The organism is Rhodococcus sp. C1, from assembly GCF_020809065.1.
In the GTDB taxonomy this organism is placed as follows: Bacteria; Actinomycetota; Actinomycetes; order Mycobacteriales; family Mycobacteriaceae; genus Rhodococcus_F; species Rhodococcus_F qingshengii.
The window spans coordinates 3073485-3097583 of the sequence record NZ_CP078080.1; the positions used below are offsets into that span (position 1 = coordinate 3073485).

Annotated in this window: 24 protein-coding genes; 23 read left to right on the plus strand and 1 reads right to left on the minus strand. The window is 64.1% G+C overall.

The genetic code is table 11. The features are described from left to right. Nucleotides 1-13 precede the first annotated feature (13 nt). The 9 genes from KTR60_RS14270 (at nt 14) to KTR60_RS14310 (ending at nt 9634) form a co-directional block, all read left to right on the plus strand. A complete protein-coding gene (locus tag KTR60_RS14270) occupies nt 14-1213 on the plus strand; it encodes a glycosyltransferase 87 family protein (protein WP_228402246.1) in 1200 nt (399 codons plus the stop codon). A 369-nt stretch (nt 1214-1582) separates the two neighbouring features. Further along, the gene (mihF, locus tag KTR60_RS14275; RefSeq protein WP_003944825.1) at nt 1583-1903 is read left to right on the plus strand and encodes an integration host factor, actinobacterial type; all 321 of its coding nucleotides are present in this window, start codon (nt 1583-1585) and stop codon (nt 1901-1903) included. A 36-nt stretch (nt 1904-1939) separates the two neighbouring features. Continuing rightward, nucleotides 1940-2539: a guanylate kinase gene (gene gmk, locus KTR60_RS14280; RefSeq protein ID WP_003944801.1), complete on the plus strand. Its 600-nt coding sequence runs from the start codon at nt 1940-1942 to the stop codon at nt 2537-2539. Between the two features lie 98 nt (nt 2540-2637). Continuing rightward, nucleotides 2638-2937 carry a DNA-directed RNA polymerase subunit omega gene (rpoZ, locus tag KTR60_RS14285; RefSeq protein ID WP_003944996.1) on the plus strand — a complete coding sequence of 100 codons (300 nt, stop codon included), beginning with the start codon at nt 2638-2640 and terminating at the stop codon, nt 2935-2937. After that, entirely contained in the window at nt 2934-4232 is a 1299-nt protein-coding gene (gene coaBC / locus KTR60_RS14290) for a bifunctional phosphopantothenoylcysteine decarboxylase/phosphopantothenate--cysteine ligase CoaBC (RefSeq protein WP_003944888.1), read from the plus strand. The genes rpoZ and coaBC overlap by 4 nt, the downstream gene beginning before the upstream one ends. 188 nt (nt 4233-4420) lie before the next feature. After that, on the plus strand, nt 4421-5635 hold the full coding sequence (gene metK / locus KTR60_RS14295) for a methionine adenosyltransferase (RefSeq protein WP_003944827.1): 1215 nt from the start codon (nt 4421-4423) through the stop codon (nt 5633-5635). A gap of 25 nt (nt 5636-5660) precedes the next feature. After that, nucleotides 5661-7679, plus strand: coding sequence for a primosomal protein N' (locus KTR60_RS14300; protein WP_080726519.1), 2019 nt, complete (start codon nt 5661-5663; stop codon nt 7677-7679). A 172-nt stretch (nt 7680-7851) separates the two neighbouring features. Then, complete coding sequence (locus tag KTR60_RS14305; protein ID WP_416309276.1) at nt 7852-8520, plus strand: PadR family transcriptional regulator; 669 nt, start codon at nt 7852-7854, stop codon at nt 8518-8520. A 94-nt stretch (nt 8521-8614) separates the two neighbouring features. Further along, entirely contained in the window at nt 8615-9634 is a 1020-nt protein-coding gene (locus tag KTR60_RS14310; RefSeq protein WP_030536419.1) for an esterase/lipase family protein, read from the plus strand. 57 nt (nt 9635-9691) lie between these two features. Here KTR60_RS14310 and KTR60_RS14315 read toward each other — a convergent pair whose 3' ends face one another. Continuing rightward, complete coding sequence (locus KTR60_RS14315) at nt 9692-9898, minus strand: hypothetical protein (protein ID WP_003944900.1); 207 nt, start codon at nt 9896-9898, stop codon at nt 9692-9694. A 288-nt stretch (nt 9899-10186) separates the two neighbouring features. On the opposite strand from KTR60_RS14315, the gene fmt reads away from it, so the two are divergent. The 14 genes from fmt (at nt 10187) to gap (ending at nt 24091) form a co-directional block, all read left to right on the plus strand. Continuing rightward, nucleotides 10187-11110 carry a methionyl-tRNA formyltransferase gene (fmt, locus tag KTR60_RS14320; RefSeq protein WP_007727991.1) on the plus strand — a complete coding sequence of 308 codons (924 nt, stop codon included), beginning with the start codon at nt 10187-10189 and terminating at the stop codon, nt 11108-11110. Next, nucleotides 11107-12555, plus strand: coding sequence for an RsmB/NOP family class I SAM-dependent RNA methyltransferase (locus tag KTR60_RS14325; protein WP_228402247.1), 1449 nt, complete (start codon nt 11107-11109; stop codon nt 12553-12555). The genes fmt and KTR60_RS14325 overlap by 4 nt, the downstream gene beginning before the upstream one ends. A gap of 40 nt (nt 12556-12595) precedes the next feature. Then, the gene (locus tag KTR60_RS14330) at nt 12596-12943 is read left to right on the plus strand and encodes an MmcQ/YjbR family DNA-binding protein (protein WP_003944924.1); all 348 of its coding nucleotides are present in this window, start codon (nt 12596-12598) and stop codon (nt 12941-12943) included. A 64-nt stretch (nt 12944-13007) separates the two neighbouring features. After that, nucleotides 13008-13691, plus strand: coding sequence for a ribulose-phosphate 3-epimerase (gene rpe, locus KTR60_RS14335; RefSeq protein ID WP_030536417.1), 684 nt, complete (start codon nt 13008-13010; stop codon nt 13689-13691). Nucleotides 13692-13699: 8 nt separating this feature from the next. Next, nucleotides 13700-14752 (plus strand): bifunctional diaminohydroxyphosphoribosylaminopyrimidine deaminase/5-amino-6-(5-phosphoribosylamino)uracil reductase RibD, encoded by a 1053-nt coding sequence (gene ribD / locus KTR60_RS14340; RefSeq protein ID WP_030536416.1) that lies wholly within the window; start codon nt 13700-13702, stop codon nt 14750-14752. Nucleotides 14753-14757: 5 nt separating this feature from the next. After that, nucleotides 14758-15366, plus strand: a complete 609-nt coding sequence (locus tag KTR60_RS14345) for a riboflavin synthase (protein ID WP_003944892.1) — start codon at nt 14758-14760, stop codon at nt 15364-15366. A 110-nt stretch (nt 15367-15476) separates the two neighbouring features. Next, complete coding sequence (locus KTR60_RS14350; protein WP_003944833.1) at nt 15477-16751, plus strand: bifunctional 3,4-dihydroxy-2-butanone-4-phosphate synthase/GTP cyclohydrolase II; 1275 nt, start codon at nt 15477-15479, stop codon at nt 16749-16751. Beyond that, a complete protein-coding gene (gene ribH, locus KTR60_RS14355; RefSeq protein WP_003944999.1) occupies nt 16748-17245 on the plus strand; it encodes a 6,7-dimethyl-8-ribityllumazine synthase in 498 nt (165 codons plus the stop codon). The genes KTR60_RS14350 and ribH overlap by 4 nt, the downstream gene beginning before the upstream one ends. Beyond that, nucleotides 17242-17715, plus strand: coding sequence for a PH domain-containing protein (locus KTR60_RS14360; RefSeq protein WP_003944987.1), 474 nt, complete (start codon nt 17242-17244; stop codon nt 17713-17715). Before ribH ends, KTR60_RS14360 begins: the two co-directional genes overlap by 4 nt. 74 nt (nt 17716-17789) lie before the next feature. Further along, a complete protein-coding gene (gene uvrC / locus KTR60_RS14365) occupies nt 17790-19982 on the plus strand; it encodes an excinuclease ABC subunit UvrC (RefSeq protein WP_003944805.1) in 2193 nt (730 codons plus the stop codon). Beyond that, nucleotides 19979-20878 (plus strand): RNase adapter RapZ, encoded by a 900-nt coding sequence (gene rapZ, locus KTR60_RS14370; protein ID WP_003944872.1) that lies wholly within the window; start codon nt 19979-19981, stop codon nt 20876-20878. Before uvrC ends, rapZ begins: the two co-directional genes overlap by 4 nt. Further along, the gene (locus tag KTR60_RS14375; protein ID WP_042445666.1) at nt 20875-21939 is read left to right on the plus strand and encodes a gluconeogenesis factor YvcK family protein; all 1065 of its coding nucleotides are present in this window, start codon (nt 20875-20877) and stop codon (nt 21937-21939) included. Before rapZ ends, KTR60_RS14375 begins: the two co-directional genes overlap by 4 nt. Further along, the gene (gene whiA / locus KTR60_RS14380) at nt 21936-22913 is read left to right on the plus strand and encodes a DNA-binding protein WhiA (protein WP_021344225.1); all 978 of its coding nucleotides are present in this window, start codon (nt 21936-21938) and stop codon (nt 22911-22913) included. Before KTR60_RS14375 ends, whiA begins: the two co-directional genes overlap by 4 nt. Nucleotides 22914-23071: 158 nt before the next feature. Beyond that, nucleotides 23072-24091 (plus strand): type I glyceraldehyde-3-phosphate dehydrogenase, encoded by a 1020-nt coding sequence (gap, locus tag KTR60_RS14385; protein ID WP_003944851.1) that lies wholly within the window; start codon nt 23072-23074, stop codon nt 24089-24091. Nucleotides 24092-24099: the final 8 nt, after the last annotated feature.

The following is a 24099-nucleotide window of genomic DNA, read 5'->3' on the forward strand; positions in this document are numbered from 1 at the left end:
GTACCGTCCGTCGGTGAATCGTTGGTGGCAGATCGGACTTCTCGTCGCGGCGTGCGCGCTGCTGGCCACCGGGTTCCAATCCGTCACCGGCGTACACGGCGACGATCTTGCCGTGTACCGGACAGCGGGTCAGGCCGTCCTCGACGGCTCGAACCTGTACGACGAGTCGTTCAACGCGAGATTGCCGTTCACGTATCCGCCCTTCGCTGCGCTCGTCGCCGTTCCCGTCGCATTGGGTTCCTGGGGTGCGGTCCAGTGGGGATGGAGTTTCGTCAGCCTCCTGATGCTGGCCGCGATCATCGTGCTCAGCTATCGCGAAGTCCCGTTCACACGTAAGCGGCCAGTCGTCGTCTACGTGGGTTTACTGGTCCTGTGGACGGCGGCATCGCCGATCTCCGATCACCTCGGGTACGGCCAGGTCGGGTTGTTTCTGACTCTCCTGTGCTTGATCGACGTGCTGGCTCGACCACGGTGGATTCCCGAGGGCGTGCTGGTGGGGATCGCCGGCGCGGTCAAACTGGTGCCACTCGTCTACATCGGTTACTACGTGATCACCGGGCGCTGGAAAGCAGTTGCGGGCGGCCTCGCCGGCTTCCTCGGCGCCACGGCTCTGGGCTTTGCGGTTCTCCCACGCCAGACGATCGACTACTTCGGCGACATCGCCTCACTCTCGGGGCGCGTCGCCGTCGGTGACCCGTCCGTGTTCGGTAACCAGTCCGTGCGTGGAATGGCCTTGCGGCTACTTCCCGAGGGCCTGGTGGGTCCGGCATGGCTCGTCGCCTGTGCGGTGTTGGGTGTCCTCGGAATTGTCGCGACGCGGCGCGCTCAGCGCCTGCGGGGCGATCTCGCCGGTTTCACGGTGGTGGCTCTGCTGGCGGCAATCGTGACTCCCATTGCCTGGACGCACCACTTCGTGTGGTTGGTGCCGGCGGTGGGTGTACTCCTCGTTCCGATCAAGTCGGGCGTGGGGGAGGGCACTCGATCGGTCCCTGTGTGGTCCTGGATCGCGATCGGTCTCACCGCTGTCGTAGTGCTGTTTCGGCTTCCTCGAGTCGGCGCGGATATGGATATCCCGGTAGTCGGCTTCGTGCTGGAGAATTCATTGCTCTGGGCGAGCCTCGCGGTAGTGCTCGCTCTGGCCGCCCCCGGCGTGAGTCGCATCGAACCCGAGACGGTCGACGCCGGCGATCCGAAATCGTCGCTGCAGACCTGAAAACGGGCCGCGACACGCGCATAGGCGCCGAAAATGCTCGAAAATTTTGGATGTGTCGGCGACCACGTTCATTCCCGCAGGTAACGATTTCGCACACTCGCACGGGGGTGTCGCACGCTATGGGTCGAAATACATTGTGTTACAGTCTATTTCGGTACTGTACGCACGTTCGTGTGGCGTCGAATTCGTCTCGATCCAGCCGAAAACGGTGACGATCCGTGACATCGATTCGACGCGCATAACCCACCGCGATCTGCATCGGACCGCGGGGGGTGGGTTAGCAATTCGCGCCAGGCGTGAGTACGGTCGCTATCGCTGCTGGTTATCAGCGGAATAGACAAAATTTGCACACGACGAGACGGAGGAACCGTGGCCCTTCCCCAGTTGACTGATGAGCAGCGCGCTGCTGCTTTGGAGAAGGCAGCTGCTGCCCGCAAGGCCAGGGCTGAGCTCAAGGAGCGCCTGAAGCGTGGCGGCACCGACCTCAAGCAGGTCCTCAAGGACGCCGAAGACAACGAAATCTTGGGCAAGATGAAGGTTTCGGCACTGCTCGAGGCGCTGCCCAAGGTGGGCAAGGTCAAGGCTCAGGAGATCATGACCGAGCTGGAGATTGCACCGACCCGTCGCCTTCGTGGCCTCGGTGATCGGCAGCGCAAGGCTCTGCTCACCAAGTTCGACTTCGAGGCCTGAGCCGACAAGTGATGATTGCTGACGCGGCAGTGTCTGATGATTGCTGACGCAACAGTGTCAGAGAGCAAGACCGCAGTGCGGAGGGGTCGGCTGGTTGTACTGGCCGGCCCTTCGGCTGTCGGTAAGTCCAGCGTCGTTCGCGAGCTGAGAACTCGGTTGCCTGAACTCGTTTTCAGTGTTTCGGCGACCACTCGCGATCCCCGTCCAGGTGAAGTGGACGGCAAGGACTACCGATTCACCTCCCGTGAAGAATTTCAACGGATGATCGACTCCGGTGAACTTCTCGAATGGGCGGAAATCCACGGCGGCCTGCAGCGCTCCGGCACCCCCGCAGCTCCGGTCGAAGAAGCGCTCGAAGCTGGAAAGCCCGTTCTCGTCGAGGTCGATCTCGCCGGAGCACGAGCTGTCCGCAAGGCGATGCCCGAGGCTCTGTTGGTGTTCATGGCTCCACCGAGCTGGGACGTTCTGGTGCAACGGCTGACCGGACGTGGAACCGAAACGGAAGACGTCGTGGCGCGCCGACTCGAGACGGCCCGAGTGGAATTGGCCGCACAGGACGAGTTCGACACGGTCATCGTGAACGAGGATGTAAGCCGTGCTTGCGATGAGTTGGTATCCTTGTTGGTTGGGAACTGATTCCGCACCCTTCGGGAACCGATTTCCACCCCGTTTCTCAGATATCCGGATCGATAAAACTAGTTCTTCAATGAAGATCTAATTCAGGAGACACAAGAGTGAGCAGCACTTCAGCCGCGTCCGCAGCAGGTCAGGGCGCTCTGCCTGCCTACGACACCCCGCTCGGCATCACCAACCCGCCGATCGACGAGTTGCTCGAACGCACCTCTTCCAAGTACGCCCTGGTCATCTACTCGGCCAAGCGCGCGCGCCAGATCAACGACTACTACAACCAGCTCGGTGACGGCATCCTCGAATACGTCGGACCTCTGGTCGAGCCCGGTCTGCAGGAAAAGCCGCTGTCCATCGCGTTGCGTGAAATCCACGCTGATCTCCTCGAGCACACCGAAGGCGAGTGAGCACCACATCTGCCGCACCCGAACCTCGTTCGGGTGTCGGGGGAGTGTCCGACGCGCCCACATCGATACGTAAGCGCATTGTCGTCGGTGTCGGTGGGGGTATCGCCGCCTACAAGGCGTGCTCGATCATCCGCAGCTTCACCGAGAGCGGTCATCACGTCCGCGTGATTCCGACTGAATCCGCTCTGGAGTTCGTCGGGCGCGCGACGTTCGAAGCACTCTCCGGCAACCCGGTTCACACCGGCGTCTTCAACGACGTCCCGCAGGTTCCGCATGTCCGTCTCGGACAGGAAGCCGATCTGGTCGTCATCGCGCCGGCAACCGCTGATCTGATGGCGCGAGCGGTCATGGGTCGCGCAGACGACCTGTTGACGGCCACTTTGTTGACCGCGCGCTGTCCGGTCGTCTTCGCCCCAGCAATGCACACCGAGATGTGGGAGCACCCCGCAACGGTCTCGAACGTGGCGACACTGCGTTCGCGCGGCGTCCACGTGATCGAACCTGCCTCCGGGCGTTTGACAGGGAAAGACACCGGAGCCGGTCGACTTCCCGAACCCGACGAGATCGTCGGGTTGGCATCGTTGCTCCTCGAGCGCTCGGACGCGTTGCCGCGCGACCTGGAGGGTCGCCGCATTCTGGTCACCGCCGGCGGTACTCGCGAGCCGCTCGATCCCGTGCGCTTTCTCGGTAATCGCAGCTCGGGCAAACAGGGCTACGCGCTCGCCCGTCTTGCCGCGCAACGCGGCGCGCACGTGACACTGATCGCCGGGTACACGGCTGATCTCGCCGACCCCGCCGCTGTCGACGTCGTGCACATCAAGACGGCCGAAGATCTCCGGTTGGCAGTGGAAAAGCACGCACCGGGACACGACGGAGTCGTCATGGCTGCGGCTGTCGCGGACTTCCGCCCCACCACCGTCGAAGGCAGCAAGATCAAGAAGGGCGCAAACGAACCCGACTCGATCAGCCTCACCAGAAATGCCGACATCCTCGCCGGTCTCGTCGAAGCGCGTCGTGACGGCGACTTGGATGCTCGAACGGTGATCGTCGGATTCGCCGCTGAGACCGGTGACGCCCATGGTGACGTTCTCACCTATGCCCGCTCCAAGCTTGCCCGCAAAGGTTGCGATCTCCTCGTGGTCAATGCGGTCGGCGAGGGCAAGGCGTTCGAGGTCGATCACAACGACGGTTGGTTGCTCGGTTCCGACGGCTCGGAGTCCGCTCTCGAACACGGATCCAAGGCTTTGATGGCCAGTCGAGTACTCGACGCCCTGGTCAAGCTCTTTCCCGAGTAGCGACACGCGCCCGGTGGTGAGAGTTACCCCACGATAATCGGGTGAGTACAAGGGTGTTGCGCAGGCGGTCCAACCGTTATCGTCGGCTCAGCCCCCAGCTAACAAAGCATGACAAAACGGTCACCGAACGGTGATTCGGATACTTCAATAAGCTGTAGTCAAGAACTCAGTCGTCGAGAGGGAGATCTGTGAGCAAGTCCGGCAGTCGGCTATTCACCAGCGAGTCCGTCACCGAGGGGCACCCGGACAAGATCTGTGACGCGATCAGCGACTCGATCCTCGACGCGCTGCTCACCCAGGACCCGCGCGCCCGCGTGGCCGTCGAGACACTGGTCACCACCGGCCAGGTTCACGTAGCCGGTGAGGTCACGACCACTGCGTACGCGGACATTCCGAAGATCGTGCGCGACACGGTCCTCGAAATCGGCTACGACAGCTCCGCAAAGGGCTTCGACGGAAATTCGTGCGGCGTCAACGTCGCGATCGGCGCCCAGTCGCCCGAGATCGCGCAGGGTGTCGATCACTCGCACGAGGCTCGCGTCGACGGAATCAGCGACGACGAGATCGACCGTCAGGGTGCGGGCGACCAGGGCCTGATGTTCGGCTACGCCACCACCGACACGCCGGAACTGATGCCGCTGCCCATCGCGCTGGCTCATCGTCTCTCTCGCCGGTTGACCGAGGTCCGTAAGTCCGGCGTGCTGCCGTACCTGCGCCCGGACGGCAAGACCCAGGTCACCATCGAGTACGACGGTGACAAGGCTGTCCGTCTCGACACCGTGGTCATCTCCACCCAGCATGCCGCTGACATCGACCTCGACAACCTGTTGACGCCCGATCTTCGCGAGAAGGTGCTTCACTCGGTGCTGACCGACGTCAACCTCACCGATCTCGATACCTCCGATGTTCGTCTGTTGGTGAACCCGACGGGCAAGTTCGTCCTCGGTGGCCCGATGGGTGACGCCGGTTTGACCGGCCGCAAGATCATCGTCGACACCTACGGCGGAATGGCTCGCCACGGTGGCGGCGCGTTCTCCGGCAAGGACCCGTCAAAGGTCGACCGCAGCGCTGCCTACGCCATGCGCTGGGTGGCCAAGAACGCTGTTGCCGCAGGTCTGGCCGACCGCATCGAGGTTCAGGTCGCCTACGCCATCGGCAAGGCAGCTCCGGTCGGACTCTTCGTCGAAACCTTCGGCACCGAGAAGACCGATCCGGCACGGATCCAGAAGGCGATCACCGAGATCTTCGACCTGCGTCCGGGAGCGATCATCCGCGACCTCGACCTGCTGCGCCCGATCTACGCGCAGACGGCGGCATACGGTCACTTCGGTCGCACCGATATCGACCTCCCGTGGGAGAGCACCGATCGCGCCGACAAGCTGCGTAGCGCAGCTGGTCTCTGATCACTGACGTACAGACGGGGCGCGGGTGGGCGCGGAAAGAGTAGCGGCAGAAGTCGATCCGGTCGCCCGGGTTCTGCCGATGCTCCCGCTCGCTCACCTCGACCGTGAATTCGACTACCTCGTTCCTCGTGAACTCGAAGCGGATGCGCAGCCCGGAGTCCGGGTGCGCATCCGCTTCGCTGGTCGTCTGGTGGACGGTTTCATCGTCTCGCGCGAGGCGACCAGTGACCATCAGGGGAAGTTCGGCTGGCTCGAACGCGTCATCTCGTCCGAGCGGGTCTTGACGGCCGAAATCGCGCAAGTCGTCGATCGTGTGGCGGAGCGTTATGCCGGAACCCGCGCCGATGTTCTCCGTTTGGCGGTACCGCCGCGGCACGCGAAGGTCGAGGCGGAACCGTGGGAGCCCGCCGAGTCACCGTCCGCTCCTGAACCGATCGAAAATGGTTGGCATCTCTACAGATTCGGTGACGCCTTCCTGTCCGCCATTCGCGAGTCGAAAAGCCCGCGTGCGGTCTGGCAGGCGTTGCCTGGTGAAAACTGGCCACTGCGCCTGGCCGAACTGGCCGGGGCCGTAGCGGCAAGTGGTAAATCCGCGATCCTGGTTGTGCCCGATCAACGCGACCTGGACCGCGTCGTCGCCGCTTGTACCGAACTCTCCGGAGCGGATGCGGTGGTAGGTCTGTCCGCGGGCCTGGGGCCGGCCATGCGATATCGGAGGTGGCTCGCTGCACTGCGCGGGACCGCCCGGATCGTCGTCGGCACACGGAGTGCTGTTTTTGCGCCGACGCCCGAGACCGGTCTTGTCGTCGTCTGGGACGACGGCGACGACAACTTGTCCGAGCCGCGGTCGCCGTATCCACATGCCCGCGAAGTTGCCGTCCTGCGTGGCTACGTCGCCGGGTGCGCCGTCGTGATCGGTGGGTTCTCCCGTACGGCGGAAGCGCAGGTACTCGTCGACTCGGGATGGGCGCACGATCTGGTCGCTACGCGGGACGTCGTTCGTGCCCACGCACCCAAGATCACCGCGCTTGCCGACAGCGATCAAGCCTTGGCCCGCGATCCGGGAGCCAGAGCGGCTCGTTTGCCCGCTATTGCATTCGCGGCCGCCCGGCGCGCTCTGGGTGAGGGCAACGGAGTCCTGGTACAGGTGCCTCGGCGGGGGTACGTACCGACCCTGGCCTGCGGAAAGTGCCGTGCCCCGGCACGGTGCCGTCGGTGCAACGGCCCACTGGCTCTTCCCGCTGCGGCAGGTCCCGACGGCGCCGGGACACCGGCGTGCCGCTGGTGCGGGGTTGCCGATGCCGCCTACCGATGTCACGCGTGCGGGGCGAAAGCGTTGCGCGCGGTGGTGGTCGGTGCCGGCCGGACCGCCGAAGAACTCGGGCGGGCGTTTCCCGGTGTGAAAGTTGTTCTGTCCGGGGGCAGTGATGTGGTCAAGGAACTGCCACACGGGCCCGCGTTGGTGGTCTCGACAGTGGGTGCGGAGCCGGTGATGACCGGCGGTTACGGCGCCGCGCTCTTGCTCGACGGTTGGGCACTGCTCGGCCGGCCCGATCTTCGCGCCGCCGAGGAAACACTCAGACGCTGGATGTCGGCTGCTGCCATGGTGATTCCGCTGTCCGAAGGCGGTGAAGTTGTGGTTGTCGCAGACTCGGGTATCCCGACGGTGCAGGCGTTGGTCCGATGGGATCCAGTGGGGCACGCACAGTCTCAATTCGAGGAACGGGACGAGGTCGGCTTTCCTCCGGCCGTTCACATGGCTGCGATCGACGGTGGATCCGCGGCAATTGCGGAGTTGGTGGATTCAGCTGATCTGCCGGCAAGTGCTGTACTGCTCGGACCAGTGGAATTGCCTGCGGGGGAGAGGCTTCCGTATTCCGGTGAGGACGAGAGCGGTGTCGCGCCGGAGCGAATGCTGGTCCGCGTTCCACGCAAGGACGGTCGCGGCCTTGCGGACGCTCTGGCACATGCGAGGGCCGCGCGCAGTGCGCGGAAGTCTTCGGGTCCGGTCCGCATTCAGATCGACCCACGCCGCATCGGCTGAGTTTCGAGTTGTCGGAGAAATCCTTGCGCTACCCGATATGACGATATATCGTCGAACTATCAACGATAGTGATGGAGGTTCGACGATGGATGCAAGTTTCCCGAACGAGGGGATGTTCGGCCGGCGCGGTTTCTTCGGCGGTTTCGGCCGTGAGCAACGGCCACCATTTGTGATGTGGGTGCCGACGGACGACGGCGCGTCGGGCGATGGTCCCGGCGATCGAGACGGTGGACGACGCGGTCGACCGCACGAGCGGCCGGGCTTCGGTGACATGCCACGCAGAGGCCATCGGCGGGGGCGTTTCGGTCCAGACGGCGGACCCGGCCCCGGCTTCGGTCCGGGCGCTCAGTTCGGTCGCGGGCGAGGACGTGGCGGACGAGGTCGTCGAGGAGATGTGCGCGCTGCGATTCTGCTGTTGATCGCGGAAGAGCCGATGCACGGCTACGAATTGATTCAGCAGATCGTCGAGCGCAGCGGCGGCGTCTGGAAGCCGAGTCCGGGCTCCATTTATCCCGCGCTGTCCCAACTCGAGGACGAAGGACTGGTGATCATCGAAAAGGTTGCCGGCCGCAAGACCGCCAAGCTGACAGAAGAAGGCGTCGCGTACGTCGAGGAACATCGCGCCGATCTCGGGGCGCCGTGGGATGACGTTCGTCTCAGCATAGGGGAGCCGGAGCAGGACCTTCGAGAACTGATCGGCCAGCTGATGGGCGCGGCCGGTCAAGTGGCTGCTGTAGGCACACCAGCGCAGGTCAAGGCCGCAGCCGACGTGCTTGTCGAGGCGCGCAAATCGCTCTACCGAGTGCTTGCCGGTGATGACGCCGATGAAGGCGGCAATTGAGACGTCGGATACCTACTGTTCGGTAGGGTATGCGCCTCGAAGTTTCTGGTGTTACGGTCAGCTCCCTCGTAGGATCAGAGCAGGAGCAGGAACAATGTCTGGCGTCAAACGGTCTGTGGGACTGACATTTTCGGTAGCAGTGGCGCTGCTGATCGGAGCACCGCCGGCTATATCGGGTGCCGCACCGACGCTTCCGTCTGCGAGTGCCGACGCGATGGATGTTCCTCTCGACGTCGGTCCGGGTCAGGCGACCCGTTCCGTTGCTACGGCATATGCGCATGCTCATCCAGCATCCGCACCTGCCGGATCGAACGATTTCGGCTGTGAGCCTTCCGCCACGCATCCCCGACCGGTTGTACTCGCCCACGGAACCGACACCGAGGCGTACGCGGATTGGGCGGCCCTGTCGCCGGCACTGGCAGCTGACGGCTACTGCGTCTTCGCCCTCAATTACGGCGGTGCGATCAAAGAAGTAGACGGGGACGTCGCACACGAGACCTACGGCGTCGGCGACATAGTCGGTAGTGCCACCGCGTTCGGTTCTTTCGTCGATCAGGTGCTGACCGCGACCGGAGCGGACAAGGTCGACGTGATCGGCTACTCTCAAGGCGCGACGGTGACGCGGTACTACGTCAACAAGATGGGCGGCGACGCCTACGTCGATCATTGGGTCGGTTTGGCTTCGCCGACCTACGGTGGGGTGATGTTCGGGTTGGTTCCCATTGTCCGTGCGATCCCCGGCGGAGAAGACTTTGTCGAAGACGTCTTTTCGCGAGCTGTCCGCGAGCAGATGCAAGGGTCGGATATGTTGAACGCCCTCAACGCCGGAGGCGACACCGTTCCCGGAGTGCGCTACACGACCATCGGGTCCACTGTCGACGAGATGATCCAGCCGTCCTCGAACATCGCGCTCCGCGATGCCGGTGCAGAAAACATCGTCCTCCAGGATCTGTGCCCGTCGAACCTGACCGGCCATTTCCGCATGCCGTACGACCCATACGTGATCGACGTCATCCGGACGGTCCTCGACCCCGATGCCGAGCGGCACGCTTCGTGCAGCGTGGTGCCGCTCGGCACGGATATTCCGCAAGTGGTCATCGACGCAAATTCGTGAGCTGCAACTTCGTGAGCTGCTAACTCGTGAGCACCGAGATCACGTGGGTCGGGATGTTTACTCGGCGAGCTTGGCAGTGGCCTGCGCCCACAGGAAGAACTTGTTCGTTCCGAGGTCGCGGACGGTCTTGATGTTGAACGCTGCCTTCAAATGTTCTGCGTCCGAATCGCTTACGCCGTTGAGTGCCGCGACCGGGGCGTCCGCCAATTCTTCGACGGACTTTCCTGCGTAGGCCTTGTCGAACTTACTGTCGATGCCTGCCATCTAAGTTCCTCCGTGTGATCGGTGTATCCCGTATCAGCCTCCGCCGAGTGGCGACGACAGAAACAGTCAATACCGAGGACCGGTGAATGTGCAGGGTTCTGATCAAAGAAATTGCTGAGAAAGTGGTTCGGTGCGGCGCGAGGTAGGTCGTAGCTCTCGCAGTCCTTAGACTGACAGTTCCACCCACCGACACATCCGGGAGCATTTTCGTGAGTTGCAGTCCACCGCGTTCGACAGGCCGATCGGCTGATCAGAGTCCGAAGAGCCCAACGAAACGGGAGAGCTGACATGCGCGTCGTGTTCGCCGGAACACCCGAACCCGCGGTTCCTTCACTGCGTCGGCTCATCGAATCCGCCAACCACGAAGTGGTAGCCGTCGTCACGCGTCCGGACGCTGTGGCGGGCCGCGGTCGAAAAGTCACCCGATCGCCGATCGGTCTGCTTGCCGACGAGCACGGCATCCCGGTGCTGACGCCGGCCAAGGCGTCCGATCCCGACTTCGCGGCCGAACTCGCCCGCCTCGAACCGGACTGTGCACCCGTCGTCGCCTACGGAAACCTGTTGCCACAGAACGTCCTCGACATTCCGAAATACGGTTGGGTCAATCTGCATTTCTCGTTGCTTCCCGCGTGGCGCGGCGCCGCGCCGGTGCAGGCCGCGATCAGTGCCGGTGACGAGGTGACGGGTGCGAGCGCGTTCCGTTTGGAAGCCGGGATGGATACCGGCCCCGTGTACGGAGTGATGACCGAGCGGATTCGCGACACCGATACGGCGGGCGACCTGCTCGGACGTCTCGCGGAAAACGGCGCTGCCCTCCTCGAATCGGTACTCGACGGACTCGAGGCCGGCGAGATCAACGCGGTTCCGCAGTCTGCCGACGGCGTCTCGTATGCCCCCAAGGTGACGGTGGACGCGGCCCGCGTGCGGTGGGAACTGCCCGCTCGCACAGTGGACCGGCATATCCGAGCCGTCACACCCGCACCCGGGGCATGGACGATGATCGGTGATCTTCGAGTCAAGGTCGGCCCGATCACCGTCACGGACGAGACCCTGGCAGTCGGTGAGATCTCGGTACGCAAGGATGGTCTGTACATCGGTACCGCGACCACCGCGGTGCGACTCGGGCAGATTCAGCCCCCGGGCAAGAAATTGATGTCGGCAGGGGACTGGGCACGCGGTGCCCGACTCGACGCGGAGGTACGAGCACAGTGACCGAATCACGACGGCCGGCACGGCGGACACAGGGTCCCGGAGCCAAGAACGGCGGCGGCGGCAAGAACACCAAGCCGAAGCAGGCCAAGCGGCCTGATCCGGCAACCGCCGGGCTCGATCAACCGCGTCTGGCGGCGCGTGACGTCCTGCGCGCGGTCCGTGAGCGTGACGCGTACGCGAACCTGGTTCTGCCAGGGCTCCTGCGTGACCGCAAACTCGACGCACGCGATGCGGCGCTGGCAACCGAACTGGCGTACGGTGCGGCACGTGCTCAGGGACTGCTGGATGCGGTGATCGCCCATGCAGCGGGTCGGCCGATCGAAGAGATCGACGGAACTCTGCTCGATGTTCTCCGACTCGGCTCGTACCAATTGCTGCGCACTCGTGTCGCACCGCACGCTGCCGTCGCAACCTCGGTCGATCTGGTTCGCGCCGAAAACGGCCAGGGCCGAGCAGGATTCGTCAATGCGGTCCTGCGCCGTGTTTCCGAACGCACCCAGGAGGAGTGGGTCGAGCTGCTGGCCCCGAAAGACCCGGTCGGCCGGCTCGCCTTCGAGCACGCTCACCCCCTGTGGATCGCGCAGGTATTTGCCGACTCGCTCGGCGCTGCTGCCGGTGAACTCGAAGACGTCCTGATCGCCGACGACGCCCGCCCTGCAGTACACCTCGTCGCCCGCCCCGGCGAGATCTCCGCCGAGGAGCTTGCACTGGTGACCGGCGGCGAGATCGGGCCGTACTCGCCGTACGCCGTGCATCTCGACGGCGGTGACCCCGGACAGCTCGAGGCGGTCCGCCAAGGCTTGGCGGGCGTGCAGGACGAGGGCAGTCAGCTGGTGGCCCGCGCCCTCAGCATTGCTCCTCTCGAAGGTGAAGACTCCGGACGCTGGCTCGATCTCTGCGCAGGTCCGGGCGGTAAGGCAGCGCTTCTCGGCGCTCTCGCCGGTATCGAAGGCGGGCGACTCGACGCCGTCGAGCCCGTCGAACATCGCGCCGAATTGATCCGCAAGACCACTCGCGAGCTTCCCGTGGACGTACACGTGGCGGACGGCCGCGAATCCGGGCTCGAACCCGGATACGACCGCATCCTCGTCGACGCTCCCTGCACCGGGTTGGGTGCGCTGCGTCGGCGCCCGGAGGCACGTTGGCGTCGGCAGCCGTCCGATGTGGCCCCGCTCGTGAAGTTGCAGCGTGAATTGCTTGCTGCCGCAATCGAACTGGTTCGCCCCGGCGGAGTGGTGCTGTACTCCACGTGCTCGCCGCACTTGTCGGAAACGCTGGCTGTGGTCGCCGATGCGGTGCGGCGTCATGGCGTCGTGGAACTCGACACCAAGGAATTGGTGCCAGGTGTCCCGGACGTCGGAGACGGATCGTCGGTTCAGTTGTGGCCGCATCGACACGGCACGGACGCTATGTTCATGGCCGCTTTGCGCAAGCCGCTGGCCTGATCGGATGACTTCTGGGCATCGGTAGTCGTATGGTGCCTACATGGTTACGTGGGAACAGGTTGTAGTACTGGGTTCGGCTCTTCCCTCCGTGGAAGAGTCGACCTCGTACAACACCCCGGCACTCAAGGTGGCAGGTAAAACTTTTGCGCGGCTCCGCACCGAAGCGGAGGGTGCTTTGGTCGTGATGTGCGGTCTGGACGAGAAGGAGGCGCTACTCGCCAGTGGCGAGGCGGCTTTCTTCACCACCGATCACTATCACGGGCACGGCTCGATCCTCGTGCACCTCGAACTGATCGACGAGGTGCAGTTGGGTGAGATGCTCGAAGACGCGTGGCGGATCAAGGCACCGGCCAAGGTGCGAAAGCTCCACACCGTCGTCAAGAACTGATCTGATTGCACCGGCTCCGATGTGCATGCACGGTCGGCAATGAGACACAGCTAAACTCGGCGTCGTGGCTTCCCCGATGATTGCACCGTCCATTCTGTCCGCAGATTTTGCTCGACTCGCTGATGAAGCGACTGCCGTTTCCGGCTCCGACTGGCTTCACGTCGACGTGATGGACGCGCATTTCGTTCCCAATCTCACGCTGGGTCTGCCGGTGGTCGAGAGTCTGCTGAAGGCGACGGATATTCCGCTCGACTGCCATCTCATGATCGAGAATCCGGAGCGCTGGGCGCCGCCGTACGCCGAGGCCGGTGCGTACAACGTCACGTTTCACGCCGAGGCCACCGACGATCCGCGTTCGGTTGCCCGCGATATTCGTGCAGCTGGTGCCAAGGCGGGGCTGAGCATCAAGCCTGGAACCCCGATCGACGACTACCTGGAAATCCTCGAGGACTTCGACACCCTCTTGATCATGAGCGTCGAACCTGGATTCGGTGGTCAGTCCTTCATGCCTCAGGTGCTCGACAAGGCACGCGCAGTTCGAAAGCTCGTCGACTCGGGTGAGCTGACGCTCCTTGTCGAAATCGACGGCGGCATCAACGCTTCCACGATCGAGCAGGCCGCTGAAGCAGGGATCGACTGCTTCGTCGCCGGTTCGGCGGTGTACGGAGCGAGTGATCCCGGTGAGGCGGTGCGCAAGCTGCGCGCGCAGGCCGCCTCGGCGTCGCCGCACCTGACGCTGTCGGTCTGAGCCGCTCGATGGCAAAGGGTGGACAGGCGTCGACGGCTGATCTCGACGCCGCGATGCAGATCGCGCTGGCCGCAGCTGATTCCGCGCGCGGATTCACCAGCCCCAACCCACCGGTCGGCGCGGTCATCCTCGCTGCCGACGGAACCATCGCGGGCGTCGGTATGACGCAACCGCCCGGTGGACCGCACGCGGAGGTCGTGGCTCTCGACGAGGCCGGCGATGCGGCACGTGGCGGTACGGCAGTGGTGACACTGGAACCGTGCAATCACCAGGGACGAACCGGCCCTTGCTCGCAGGCATTGATCGACGCCGGAGTCTCGGCGGTTGTCTACGCCGTCGGTGATCCCAATCCGGAGGCTTCCGGCGGCGCAGCGACCCTCATGCGCGCTGGAATCAGCGTCACGGCCGGACTGCGAGCACCCGAGGTGGAAGCTGGTCCACTGCGGGCCTGGCTGCACAAACAGCGCACCGGTCGCCCGCACATCACGTGGAAGTACGCGGCCAGTCTGGACGGACGCAGCGCCGCTGAGGACGGAACGAGTCAGTGGATCACCGGTCCGCAGGCGAGGGCGCGCGTGCATGCGCAGCGAGCGCAGATCGATGCGATCGTGGTCGGTACCGGCACCGTGTTCGCCGACGATCCGTGGCTGACCGCACGTCAGCCCACCGGTGAGCTCGCGGCGCACCAGCCCGTACGCGTCGTCGTCGGAAAGCGTGAAATACCCTCGACGGCAAGCATTCTCGACGACACCGCACCGACTCTGGTGCTCAACACCGACAACATCGACGAAGTAGTCGAGGCGTTGGGGGAGTACACGGACGTACTTCTCGAGGGTGGGCCCCGTCTGGCCGGAGCATTCCTTGCCGCCGGATATGTCGACGTCATAGAGGCATACATCGCTCCGATCCTGCTCGGCGCGGGCGCCTCCGCGCTCGTCGATGCCGGAGTGCACACCATCACCGACGCCCACCGATTCCGTTTGGAGTCCGCGGTAACGATCGGCCCCGATATTTTGTTGAGTCTGGTTCCGGAGAGTTCTGCTCCGGGGAACGAGGAGTAGGGCGCGTGTTCACAGGAATTGTGGAAGAACTCGGCGAAATTGTCGCCAAGGAAGAACTGGTCGATGCTGCACGTTTCACGGTGCGCGGGCCACTGGTCACCTCCGACGCCGGCCACGGTGATTCAATCGCGGTCAACGGAGTGTGCCTGACGGTGGTCGACGTGCTTGCCGACGGTTCGTTCACCGCAGATGTCATGCAGGAAACCCTGAACCGCTCGAGCCTGGCGAAATTGGATGTCGGCTCTCGCGTCAACCTCGAGCGTGCCGCGGCGCTGAACAGCCGACTCGGCGGCCACCTGGTTCAAGGGCATGTCGATGGAACAGGCCACGTCATTTCCCGCTCGCCGTCCGAGAACTGGGAGGTAGTGCGGATCGCACTGCCCGACTCCATTTCCCGTTACGTCGTGGAGAAGGGTTCGATCACCGTCGACGGAGTCTCGCTGACGGTCTCCGCGCTGGGCGGAGACCGCGGGTTCGAGTACTTCGAGATCTCGCTGATCCCGACAACGCTCGAGTTGACGACGCTCGGAACCGCTGTGGTCGGTACGCCGGTCAACCTCGAGGTGGACGTGATCGCGAAGTACGTCGAGCGGCTTCACTCTGCCGGTCGGTAGGACCAGGCTGATCGGACCCGTCCGATTGGTCGTAGGGTTGTCAGTGCATCCGTCGGATGCACTTGTTGTATTCGATGATGTGAAAAGTCAAGACTTTGGAGTGCGAGCACGTGACCAGGTTCGACAGTATCGAGCGCGCAGTAGCAGATATCGCTGCAGGTAAAGCTGTTGTCGTCGTGGACGACGAGGATCGCGAGAACGAGGGCGACCTCATCTTCGCCGCCGAGAAAGCCACCCCGGAACTGGTGGCGTTCATGGTCCGGTACACATCCGGCTACCTGTGCGTGCCGCTCGACGGTGACGATTGCGATCGGCTGGGCCTGCCCCCGATGTACGCCACCAACCAGGACAAGCACGGCACGGCGTACACCGTCACCGTCGACGCCCGTGAGGGAATCGGTACCGGCATCTCGGCGTCGGACCGCGCTGCGACGATGCGTCTGCTCGCCAACCCCGAATCCGGTGCCAACGATTTCACTCGCCCCGGTCACGTCGTTCCGCTCCGCGCGAAGGAAGGCGGAGTACTGCGTCGTCCTGGCCACACGGAAGCTGCAGTCGACCTCGCCCGCATGGCGGACCTGCGTCCTGCCGGCGTCATCTGCGAAATCGTCAGCCAGAAGGACGAAGGCGCGATGGCTCAGACCGACGAGTTGCGAGTCTTCGCCGACGAACACAACCTTGCTCTGATCTCGATCGCCGACCTCATCGCGTGGCGTCGCAAGCACGAGAAGCACGTGCTGCGTATCGCCGAGGCCCGCATCCCCACCCGCCACGGTGAGTTCACCGCTGTCGGCTACACGAGCATCTACGACGAGGTCGAGCACGTTGCGCTGGTGCGCGGCGACATCGCAGGCCCCGACGGCGACGGTAGCGACGTACTCGTCCGCGTTCACTCCGAGTGCCTCACCGGCGACGTCTTCGGTTCGCTGCGGTGCGATTGCGGCCCGCAGCTCGACGCCGCACTGGACATGGTCGCCCAGGAGGGCCGCGGCGTTGTTCTGTACATGCGCGGGCACGAGGGTCGTGGCATCGGTCTCATGCACAAGCTGCAGGCCTACCAGCTCCAGGACGCCGGTTCCGACACCGTCGACGCCAATCTCGAACTCGGCCTACCGGCGGACGCCCGTGACTACGGCATCGGTGCCCAGATCCTCGTCGATCTGGGGATCTCGTCGATGCGTCTGCTGACCAACAACCCGGCCAAGCGTGTGGGTCTGGACGGCTACGGCCTGCAGATCACCGATCGTGTTCCGATGCCGTTGCGCGCGAATGCGGAGAACCTCACCTACCTGCGCACCAAGCGCGATCGGATGGGGCACGATCTGATCGGACTGGACGAGTACGAGGCGAACCAGAACACCGCACAGCCGGGAACCGCATTGTGAGCGGGGAAGGTCAGCCGCAGCTCGCGATCGCCGAGGCCAAGGATCTGAAGCTGGCGATCGTTGCCGGGCAGTGGCACGCGACGATCTCCGAGGCTCTGATCGCCGGCGCGCAGCGCGTCGCGCAGGAGGCACAGATCAAGGACGTGACACTGGTCCGTGTCGCCGGCGCGATCGAACTGCCGGTCGTTGCGCAGGCATTGGCGCGCACGCACGACGCCGTCGTCGCTCTCGGTGTTGTCATCCGCGGCGGCACGCCGCACTTCGAGTACGTGTGCGACGCGGTCACCGCGGGCCTCACACGCGTCTCGCTCGACGAAAGCACCCCCGTGGGGAACGGTGTCCTGACCACCGACACCGAGCAGCAGGCTCTTGACCGTTCGGGTCTGCCGGGTAGCGTCGAGGACAAGGGCGCACAGGCCTGCGCCGCCGCACTGGACACCGCAGTGACCCTGCGCCATCTCCGAGCACCATGGACCGAGGATTCGTTTCGATGAGTACACCCGGCGACAACGAGAACTGGGAACTGATTGCGTCACCGCGTAAGTCGACGCGATACGCGATCGGAGTTGCCGTCCTCCTGGTGATCGTTCACGTCACACTGGCACTCCTGCTTCGCCAGGGGTCCACCGGCGTGTACTTCCGTGCCGCGGACCAGATCGCGATGGCAGGCATCGGCACCATTCTGGCTCTCGGTGTGCTGATGTTGACGCGGCCCCGGGTCAAGGTGGGCAAGCAGGGTATTGCCGTACGAAACATCCTGGGCGAGAAGATCGTCGACTGGGATCTGTTCGAGGGACTCTCGTTCCCCGACGGTGCCGCCTGGGCACGCATCGAATTGCCCGACGACGAGTACATGGCAGTGATGGCGATCCAGTCCAACGACCGCGAGTACGCCGTCGACACGGTCGGTAAGTTCCGCGAACTGGCCGACCGCTACGCACCGGTCGCTCACAAGAGCAACTGACGTCTTCCGACCGGTTCGGTGCCCGCATCCTGCGCGTTTCCGAGTCGGTCGGTGGCGGCGACTAACCTGAAACCGTGCCGGATCCCTCGACTTACCGCCCCGCTACCGGAACCATTCCGGCTGCGCCGGGCGTCTACAAATTTCGCGATCCGCATGGTCGGGTCATTTACGTCGGAAAGGCGAAAAGCCTCCGTTCACGTTTGAACTCCTACTTCGCGGACGTCACGACACTGCATCCCCGTACTCGGCAGATGGTGACCACCGCCGGCAGCGTCGAGTGGACCGTCGTCAGTACCGAAGTCGAAGCGCTTCAGCTCGAGTACAACTGGATCAAGGAATTCGATCCGCGGTTCAACGTTCGGTACCGCGACGACAAGACGTATCCGGTTCTCGCGGTGACGCTCAACGAAGAGTTCCCGCGCTTGTTCGTCTACCGCGGTCCGCGGCGCAAGGGTGTCCGGTACTTCGGTCCCTACTCCCATGCCTGGGCCATCCGCGAAACACTCGATCTGCTGCTACGAGTCTTTCCCGCACGAACGTGCTCGTCCGGAGTCTTCAAACGACACAACCAGATCGGCCGGCCGTGTCTGCTCGGCTACATCGACAAGTGCTCGGCGCCCTGCGTCGGGCGAGTCAGCGCCGAGGAGCATCGTCAGATCGTCGAAGATTTCTGCGACTTCCTCGCCGGCCGCACGGACAAGTTGGTCAAAGATCTCGAAAAGCGCATGCAGCAGGCTTCCGAGGACCTCGACTTCGAGACCGCAGCCCGTCTGCGTGACGATATCGGGGCTTTGCGCAAGGCGCTCGAGAAGCAGGCCGTCGTACTCGGTGACGGCACCGACGCCGATCTCGTCGCCTTTGCCACCGATGATCTCGAAGCCGCCGTTCAGGTGTTCCACGTGCGGGGCGGACGCGTGCGGGGTCAGCGTGGATGGGTCGTGGAGAAGGCAGGCGACGCCATCGACTGGGCCGCACTCGACGCCGAGTCCGACCTGCCGATCCTGGTCGAGCAGTTCCTCACCCAGTTCTACGGGGAGCAGGCGGCCCTCGACCCGGGAGCGGGTTCCGAGGCCGGGATCAGCGCAGTTCCCAAGGAAGTTCTGGTGCCGGTTCTGCCGGCAAACGCGACCGAGATCCAGGCGTGGCTGAGCAAGCTTCGGGGATCGCAAGTGCAACTGCGGGTTCCGCAACGTGGCGACAAGAAAGACCTCGCCGAAACAGTTCAGCGAAACGCGAAAGAGGCTCTGGCGCAGCACAAGCTCAAGCGTGCCGGCGATTTCACTTCGCGTTCTGCGGCGCTGCAGGGCATCCAGGAAGCACTGGACCTGGACTCGGCTCCGCTACGAATCGAATGCATCGACATCAGTCACGTCCAGGGAACCGACGTCGTGGCGTCACTGGTCGTGTTCGAGGACGGGCTCCCGCGTAAGTCGGACTACCGGCACTACGCGATCAAGGAAGCCGCCGGCGACGGTCATTCCGACGACGTCGCGAGTATCGCCGAGATCACGCGTCGGCGGTTCCTGCGCCACAACCGCGACCTGGGCGTCCTCGCGGCGTCGGCGTCGACCATGGACTCGGACGGTGGGGACCTGGCTCCCGAAGCGGCGATCGACCCGGCGACGGGCCGGCCTCGGCGGTTCGCCTATCCGCCCAATCTGTTCGTCGTGGACGGCGGCGCCCCTCAGGTCACGGCGGCAGCGGCGGTCCTCGACGAGCTGGGGGTCACTGACGTCGCGGTAGTCGGGTTGGCCAAAAGACTCGAAGAGGTATGGGTACCGGGGGAAGAAGATCCGGTCATCCTCCCTCGGACGAGCGAGTCGTTGTACCTACTGCAGCGCATCCGAGACGAAGCCCACCGCTTCGCGATCACGTTCCATCGCAGCAAACGCTCGAGGCGGATGACGGCTTCGGCTCTGGATTCGGTCAAGGGGCTCGGTGAAACTCGTCGAACCGCTCTGGTGGCTCACTTCGGTTCCGTGGCGAAGCTGAAAACGGCAACGGTCGAGGAGATCATGCAGGTCCCCGGTATCGGTGAGACCACCGCCACAGCAGTTCTGGCCGCACTCGGCACGGATTCGGCTGCAGCCGACGCGGGCGCTGAAGCTCGAGCGCTGCCAGCCGCGGTAGGGGATGATGAGCTGGACACGGAATCCGAATCGTCTGTTACGTCTGCTGACGCGCCCAGCGCCGAATCCGGTAGCGGTGACGAGGGCTCCGAGTCGCGAGAATTGTCCATGCCGACGACGGGGCCGAGTGCACAGTGACTACCGACAGCGCCAAAGACAGTCGAACGATGGATTTCCTGCTGGTGACGGGATTGTCCGGAGCAGGTTTGAGTACCGCTGCCAAGGTGCTCGAAGACCTCGGCTGGTATGTCGCGGACAATTTGCCACCTGAGCTCATTTCCCGAATGGTCGGTCTGAGCTTGACCTCCGATCCGCCGGTCGATCGTCTGGCCGTCGTGATCGACGTGCGGAGTCGACTCTTCACCGGCGATCTCGGGTGGGTGCTCACCGAGCTCGAGGCGGAACCGATCCACACTCGGGTGCTGTACCTCGAAGCGTCGGACGACGTGTTGATCCGACGGTTCGAACAGGTGCGCCGCAGTCATCCGTTGCAGAACGACGGCATCGACGGCACGTTGTCCGAAGGGATCGCAGCCGAGCGTCGGCAGTTGGCCGTGGTGAAGGCGGCCGCCGATCTGGTCATCGACACGTCGGCACTGAAGGCGCATCAGCTGCGTCAGAAGATCGAAACGGCGTTCGGAAACGATGCCAACCGAACGATGAAGGTGACGGTCCAGTCGTTCGGATTCAAGTACGGCCTGCCCATGGACGCCGATCTCGTCTGTGACGTTCGTTTCCTGCCCAATCCCCACTGGATCCCTGAACTTCGCCCGCACACCGGTCAGGACGCCGACGTTCGCGACTACGTGTTGTCGCGCGAGGGCGCGGAAGACTATCTCGACACCTACCGACATCTGGTGGATTTGACGATCGCCGGATATCGACGAGAAGGAAAGCGCTACATGACAATTGCGGTCGGATGCACCGGCGGTAAGCACCGAAGCGTAGCCATGTCCGAAGCTCTCGCGAGGCGTTTGGGTTCCGAGGACGACATCTCGGTCAGCATCGTGCACCGGGATCTGGGGCGCGAATGAGTGAACCGACACATCGCTCGCGGGAGACACCCGAGGGGCCGGCCATCGTCGCGCTCGGCGGCGGGCACGGATTGTTCGCCACGCTCCAGGCCGTCAGACGCTTGACGTTCGACGTCACCGCCGTGGTCACGGTCGCCGACGACGGTGGTTCGTCGGGCCGGCTGCGCGCCGAACTCGGCGTCATCCCGCCTGGAGACCTCCGGATGGCGCTGGCAGCTCTCGCGTCGGACGAACCCGAGATAGTCGACTGGACTCGGACCATTCAGCATCGCTTCGGCGGTGTCGGCGCACTTGCCGGGCACTCGGTGGGCAATCTCATCCTGGCCGGACTGACCGAGGTGCTCGGCGATCCGGTCGTCGCGCTCGACGAGATGGCGCGACTGCTGCGAATCCGTGGCCGTGTGCTGCCGATGTCGCCGATCGCGCTCGAGATCGAAGCCGACGTTCAGGGACTCGAAGAGGACCCCCGCGTCAGCCGCTGCATTCGTGGACAGGTTGCCGTCGCGACCACCCCGGGCAAGGTTCGGCGTGTGAGACTGCTCCCGTCCAATCCGCCCGCGTGCCCCGATGCCGTGACTGCGATCGATCGTGCCGATCTCGTGGTTCTCGGCCCGGGATCGTGGTTCTCGAGCGTGATCCCACACGTCCTGGTACCCGAACTCGTCGAATCACTGTCGTCGACGAAGGCTCGAAAGGTACTGGTGCTCAATCTCGCACCCGAGCCGGGGGAGACCGCCGGATTCTCCGCGGAGCGTCACCTGCACGTACTCTCCCAACACGTGCCCGATTTCCGGGTCGACTACGTGGTGGTCGACTCGGCGTCGGTACCGGCCGGGCGTGAACGTGAACATCTGCAGCGTGCGGCGGATCAATTTTCAGCCGAAGTCAGGTACGCGGATGTCGCGGACACCTCACCGGGCGCAGCGCATGTACACGATCCGGCAAAACTGGCCGATGTACTGGCTGAACTGTCGAGCAGTGCGGCAGTAGGGGATTCGACACAGTCTTCCCTGCAAGAACAGCAATCCGAAGAACAGAGGGAGAACGCTTCGTGGCAATGACAGCGGAGGTCAAGGACGAACTGAGCCGGTTAGTGGTGACTCAGGTCAGCTGCCGCAAGGCAGAGGTCTCCGCGTTGCTGCGCTTTGCCGGTGGGCTCCACATCGTCGGCGGCCGGGTGGTCGTCGAAGCAGAGGTGGATCTGGGCTCCACGGCGCGACGTCTGCGCCGGGAGATATTCGACCTGTTCACCTACAGTGCCGACGTGCACGTACTCAGTGCGGGCGGGCTTCGAAAGTCCGCTCGTTACATCGTGCGTGTGGCGAAGGAGGGTGAGGCCCTCGCGCGCCAGACGGGACTGCTCGATCTTCGCGGGCGCCCGGTTCGCGGCTTGCCTGCGCAGGTCGTCGGCGGAAGTGTCGGCGACGCCGAAGCAGCGTGGCGCGGTGCGTTCCTCGCGCACGGTTCCCTGACCGAACCCGGCCGTTCGTCGGCGCTCGAAGTGAGCTGCCCCGGCCCGGAAGCTGCACTTGCTCTGGTTGGAGCTGCGCGGCGTCTGGGGATCTCGGCGAAGGCACGTGAGGTTCGCGGAACGGATCGTGTGGTGATCCGCGACGGTGAGGCCATCGGCGATCTCCTGACCCGAATGGGAGCCCAGGACACACGCCTGGTGTGGGAGGAGAGGCGGATGCGACGCGAGGTCCGCGCCACCGCCAATCGTCTCGCCAATTTCGACGACGCAAACCTGCGACGCTCTGCTCGCGCTGCCGTTGCGGCTGCTGCGCGCGTCGAGCGTGCGTTGGAGATCCTCGGTGAGGACGTGCCCGATCACCTCGCGGCGGCGGGTGCACTGCGCGTCGAGCATCGGCAGGCGTCCCTCGAAGAACTCGGCCAGTTGGCCGACCCGCCGATGACCAAGGACGCCGTTGCCGGACGTATCCGTCGCCTGCTGTCCATGGCTGATCGCAAGGCCAAGGAAACGGGCATACCCGACACCGAATCCGCAGTGAATGTGGAGCTACTCGAAGAGGGGTGACCTGCCCTCCGTCAGGGTGGGCTGCGCACGTTCGGGCCACGCGCATTAGGGTATGAGTCACATCGACCGATGAACCCCACGTCCGCGTCGTGCACACACGGATTCGGAGTATGCGTGGGTCAAGTTGCACACCAGAATCATGGTCAAAGGAGCGAATTGTGACTGTCCGGGTTGGCGTAAACGGTTTCGGCCGTATCGGACGTAACTTCTTCAGGGCGGTGGATGCGCAGAAGGCGCTCGGAACCACCGATATCGAGATCGTGGCAGTCAACGACCTGACTGACAACGCGACGCTCGCTCACCTGCTGAAGTACGACTCCATCCTCGGCCGTTTGCCGTACGACGTGTCGCTCGACGGTGACGACACGATCGTCGTCGGCGATCAGCGCATCAAGGCCCTCGCACACCGTGGCCCGTTGAACGAACTTCCCTGGGGCGAGCTGGGCGTCGACGTCGTCGTCGAGTCCACCGGCATCTTCACCGACGCCGCAAAGGCCAAGGGACACCTCGAAGCCGGCGCCAAGAAGGTCATCATCTCGGCTCCGGCCAAGGGTGAAGACATCACCATCGTGATGGGCGTCAACGACGACAAGTACGACGGCAGCCAGAACATCATCTCCAACGCGTCGTGCACCACCAACTGCCTCGGCCCCATCGCCAAGGTTCTCGACGACGAGTTCGGCATCGTCAAGGGTCTGATGACCACGATCCACGCGTACACCCAGGATCAGAACCTGCAGGACGCTCCGCACGCAGACCTCCGTCGCGCCCGCGCAGCTGCCCTCAACATCGTTCCCACCGGTACCGGTGCAGCCAAGGCAATCGGCCTGGTTCTCCCGCAGCTGCTCGGCAAGCTCGACGGCTACGCACTGCGCGTGCCGATCCCCACGGGCTCGGTCACCGACCTCACCGCGAACCTGAAGAAGTCGGCCACCGCCGACGAGATCAACGCTGCGATGAAGGCTGCTGCCGAAGGACCCCTCAAGGGCATCCTGAAGTACACCGACGCACCGATCGTCTCCTCGGACATCGTCACCGACCCGCACTCGTCGATCTTCGACTCGGGTCTGACGAAGGTCATCGACGACCAGGTCAAGATCGTCTCCTGGTACGACAACGAGTGGGGCTACTCCAACCGCCTCGCCGACCTCATCGGCCTCGTCGCCAAGTCTCTCTGAGCGGAGTT

Coding starts and splice junctions, on each gene's coding strand:
- gmk (WP_003944801.1), top strand. CDS start 1,940: ATGATTGCTGACGCAACAGTGTCAGAGAGCAAGACCGCAGTGCGGAGG.
- KTR60_RS14305 (WP_416309276.1), top strand. CDS start 7,852: ATGTGGGTGCCGACGGACGACGGCGCGTCGGGCGATGGTCCCGGCGAT.
- KTR60_RS14310 (WP_030536419.1), top strand. CDS start 8,615: ATGTCTGGCGTCAAACGGTCTGTGGGACTGACATTTTCGGTAGCAGTG.
- KTR60_RS14315 (WP_003944900.1), bottom strand. CDS start 9,898: ATGGCAGGCATCGACAGTAAGTTCGACAAGGCCTACGCAGGAAAGTCC.
- fmt (WP_007727991.1), top strand. CDS start 10,187: ATGCGCGTCGTGTTCGCCGGAACACCCGAACCCGCGGTTCCTTCACTG.
- KTR60_RS14330 (WP_003944924.1), top strand. CDS start 12,596: ATGGTTACGTGGGAACAGGTTGTAGTACTGGGTTCGGCTCTTCCCTCC.
- ribD (WP_030536416.1), top strand. CDS start 13,700: ATGGCAAAGGGTGGACAGGCGTCGACGGCTGATCTCGACGCCGCGATG.
- KTR60_RS14360 (WP_003944987.1), top strand. CDS start 17,242: ATGAGTACACCCGGCGACAACGAGAACTGGGAACTGATTGCGTCACCG.
- KTR60_RS14375 (WP_042445666.1), top strand. CDS start 20,875: ATGAGTGAACCGACACATCGCTCGCGGGAGACACCCGAGGGGCCGGCC.
- whiA (WP_021344225.1), top strand. CDS start 21,936: ATGACAGCGGAGGTCAAGGACGAACTGAGCCGGTTAGTGGTGACTCAG.